A 3,812-nucleotide genomic window follows, 5' to 3' on the forward strand; every position below is an offset into this window, starting at 1 on the left:
CTTCTCTCGAAAATCCACCGAATAAGCTTTCATTTACGATCTACTTTTACAATGCTTGATTGTCCCACATTTAGATGCAAACCGCTGTATAAGTTTTCAGGAGCAATATTCATCTGTTCGATGAATTGTTTCATGCGTTTAAACTGAAAAGTTGAATAATACAAACGATTTAACCCTACTAAAACACCAAGAAGATTTTGCCCTGCTTCTAAACGTATTTGATGCTGGAACAATGTAGTGTCTCTTGTAGCCAAGTCTTCTTGTAAAGCCCAAATCGGGACAAAAATTAAATGTTTTTCTACCATTGCCCTTGCTAGTACATCTGGGTAATCAGCAATCTGTCTTTTCCATTCTTGAATTAACTCCTCGCCGTACAGAGGAATACAGTCTAGCATTCCTAAGAGAACCTTTTGTCGAGGAGAAGTAACGTCAAGCTCTTGCAATACCGTTGCCATATCCTGTTCCCAAAACGCAATGGTTACGTTACCGATTTGAAATTCTACTCCATCGATAAAATAAAATTCACCAAAGAATCCCTCGTTATATCCATCAAGAATTCGGATAGGTTCTGAACCTCGATTTTGCTGACGGGCAGATTGTAGCTTGTCAATAGAAGGTAACTCATCGTAATAGATAAACATTTCTACATCTGAATAACAATCCGCTTGTCCTGTAGCGGTAGAACCTGTAACCATTGCTGCTTTTACTTCTGGATTGGCAATATAGGCTTGTATATTTCGTTTTGCTAGTGCGAAAAGATATTGGCTTGCTTGATTCATGTCTACTTTTTTTTGAATAGTCATAACCAATTAGCAGTAACGCTGTAATGTCTGTAGTAATTTGTGATTGAGACGATAATCCCATTCCTCTTTTGAGTCTCTGTGGTTCGGTAAGAAACTGAGTTCACCTCTTGTCATCCGTTGATGCAAGCTTGTTTGTAGCATCTGCTGATTGAATTTGGTAACTGGCTGTTCGTCCAAAAATAAGCTAGGGCGATCGCTAATTTCTCGGGAATTTCTATTCTGATTGCAGACAAGTGTTGTTGCATATCCAGCTTGTTGATGCTTGAGTTGCAATCGTGTTCCGCCTTCTACTGGGGTTAGTGTCCAAATTACCAATGACGCTTCACCCGTAACATTATCTTGCCAAGTATAAGCAAGGCGTTTGGGCTTCTCTAGTTCCACCACTTCACAGTGAATAATAGTTTCGATACCTGGTAATGAATTGCTTTCAAATTTGAATTTATGCCCTATGCTTGGCTCAAAGTCGTTTTTCATCATCCAAGCATTTAAGATACGGCAATCGGTTAGAGCTTGCCAGACTTTGTCTGGTGGATAAGGATAAAAAACACTTCGCTTTATTTGCTCTCTCATGAATTATCCTCCAAATAGTTACCAAGGACATCTAGTTTTTCTTGCCAGAATTGTTCGTAATGATTTACCCAATCAGATACTTGCTTTAAAGGTTCTGGATTCAAACGATAAAATCGCTGTCTTCCCTCTTTCCTTTGAGTAACAAGCTTCGCCTCGCACAACACGCTTAGATGCTGAGAAATGGCAGGAAGAGACATCTCAAATGGTTGGGCAATCTGCTTAACAGGCTGTTCTCCCTGACGTAGCAAATCAAGAATAGCCCGTCGAGTGGGATCGGCGATCGCTGTAAACACATTGGCATTACCAGCAGTTTTGCTCATATACACACAACAGTTAAGTATTTGCTTAACTAAAAATATAATAGTTAAGTATTTGCTTAAATGTCAAGCATTAAAAAATCAAGCGTTAGTTGGGCTAATCAATCAAGCGATCGCGTACAAAGCGATGCTAGAATATATTGCTTAAGTAATATTAGTTTTTGAGCCACAATTGCTATTAGAACGCTTGCAGTTTTCTTATGATTTAACCCACATATTTAGGGGTATTTAGTAAATAAAACTAGATTTCTGCCAGTATGTAACATTTTGCTTTTAAGACAAATTATCTTTTTAAGAGTGCAAAAAGTAAGGATAAGCAATTGCATTAAGATCGTCTATTAGATCGTCTATTAAAAGAGAGGGATTAATTTCCTCAACTATCTTTTTATTTAATATTTGATTGTTATAAATATATCGAATATGCTCCAGATTAATTGGTCTTTCATAATATGATTCGCCCCATTGTTTATAAGTTTCAGGTTTACCATCTCAAATAAAAAGTAAATCATCTGAGAGATCGTTATCTTCTTGTGAGGGTAAATGGTAATTTACCAAATTCCAATTACTATCTAAATATGTTCGCCAAATACAAAAAGAACTATATTGAAACTCTAAAGCTGGTTCAGTAATTGCTTTTGTAAAGCAGTTAGGAACTTGTGCTAAAAAATCAGGTAATAATTTATCGTTTTTACATATATCTAACCATATTTTTGATTCATGAGTAAATCCTTTTAGAATTGCCCCGTCGCTATTAAACACAATATAGTATTCATCACCACTTCCATTTCTCATAGAAGCCAAATATTCATTTTCTGACCTTGGTTTCTGCTACTCAGGACTATCTTTAGCGATCGCCATAATTAATAAAAGCAATTTTACAATTAGGACAATCGCTACGTAAAATTAGCTCGCTTGCCATTAGCTATAAGCTTGGAACTTAAAGCTGTTAGCTACTTAAAACATCAATCAAGGCTAGTAGATGAGGTTTAAGCAATAGTTACTTCATCGGATAAGTAAACATCTTGAATGGCGTGAAAGAGCTTAATTCCTTCAGACATAGGACGTTGAAAAGTCTTTCTACCAGAAATCAAACCACAACCGCCAGCACGCTTATTAATTACCGCAGTACGTACAGCATCAGCAAAATCATTATCACCAGATGAACCACCAGAATTAATTAAACCACTACGTCCTGCGTAACAGTTAAGCACTTGATAGCGAGTTAAATCGATAGGATGATCGCTACTTAAGTCACTATAAACGCGATCATCTGTTCGACCGTATTTTTCTCCTGTCGCTTGAACAACCGCGTTGTAACCCCCATTGCATTCAGGTAGTTTTTGCTTGATAATATCAGCTTCGATAGTTACTCCTAAATGATTGGCTTGTCCTGTGAGATCGGCTGCTAAATGATAATCTTTATCTTGTTTAAAAGCATCATTGCGTAGATAACACCACAGAATTGTTGCCATTCCTAATTCATGGGCTTGGGCAAAAGCCTTACTAACTTCTTGTATTTGCCGAGATGATTCGAATGAACCAAAATAGATAGTTGCTCCCACGGCTACTGCTCCTAAATTCCAAGCCTGTTTCACCGAAGCAAACATAATTTGATCCGATGGATTGGGATAAGTGAGTAACTCGTTGTGGTTGAGCTTAACGATAAAGGGAATACGATGGGCATATTTACGAGACATCATCCCCAAAACTCCTAAAGTAGTAGCAACCGCATTGCAACCACCCTCAAGGGCTAATTTGATAATATTTTCAGGATCGAAATATATGGGGTTAGGAGCAAAAGAAGCAGCCCCCGAATGCTCAATACCTTGATCTACAGGTAAAATCGATAGATAGCCAGTATTAGCCAGTTTTCCTGTAGAGTATAGCTGCTGTAAAGAGCGGAGTACTTGAGGATTGCGATCGCTATAGACAAAAATGCGTTCTACAAAATCTTTTCCTGGTAGATGTAAGGTATCTTTTGGTACTTTAGCTTTGTATGTCAATAAATCTTCCGCTTCTTTACCCAGTAATGATGAAAGATCGCGAGCAGCTAGTTCAGTAGCAACCATAGTTTTATTCTTGAATGTAATTGTCTTGCTTCTTTTTTATTGTGACTACTATT

General features: G+C 37.5%; 5 protein-coding genes. All 5 read right to left on the minus strand.

Annotated elements, in window-relative coordinates:
- Window positions 1-29: 29 nt before the first annotated feature.
- The 5 genes from H1P_RS31580 to H1P_RS31600 all read right to left on the minus strand — a co-directional run bounded on the left by H1P_RS31580 (window position 30) and on the right by H1P_RS31600 (window position 3,759).
- The gene (locus H1P_RS31580; protein WP_186376262.1) at window positions 30-803 is read right to left on the minus strand and encodes a nucleotidyltransferase domain-containing protein; all 774 of its coding nucleotides are present in this window, start codon (window positions 801-803) and stop codon (window positions 30-32) included.
- A 6-nt stretch (window positions 804-809) separates the two neighbouring features.
- Complete coding sequence (locus H1P_RS31585) at window positions 810-1,373, minus strand: SRPBCC family protein (protein ID WP_144875192.1); 564 nt, start codon at window positions 1,371-1,373, stop codon at window positions 810-812.
- On the minus strand, window positions 1,370-1,693 hold the full coding sequence (locus tag H1P_RS31590) for an ArsR/SmtB family transcription factor (protein WP_144875194.1): 324 nt from the start codon (window positions 1,691-1,693) through the stop codon (window positions 1,370-1,372). The genes H1P_RS31585 and H1P_RS31590 overlap by 4 nt, the downstream gene beginning before the upstream one ends.
- Window positions 1,694-2,179: 486 nt before the next feature.
- A complete protein-coding gene (locus H1P_RS31595; RefSeq protein WP_144875196.1) occupies window positions 2,180-2,482 on the minus strand; it encodes a hypothetical protein in 303 nt (100 codons plus the stop codon).
- A 194-nt stretch (window positions 2,483-2,676) separates the two neighbouring features.
- Window positions 2,677-3,759, minus strand: coding sequence for a class I fructose-bisphosphate aldolase (locus H1P_RS31600; protein WP_144875198.1), 1,083 nt, complete (start codon window positions 3,757-3,759; stop codon window positions 2,677-2,679).
- Window positions 3,760-3,812: the final 53 nt, after the last annotated feature.

This window comes from Hyella patelloides LEGE 07179, from assembly GCF_900659865.1.
In the GTDB taxonomy this organism is placed as follows: domain Bacteria; phylum Cyanobacteriota; class Cyanobacteriia; order Cyanobacteriales; family Xenococcaceae; genus Hyella; species Hyella patelloides.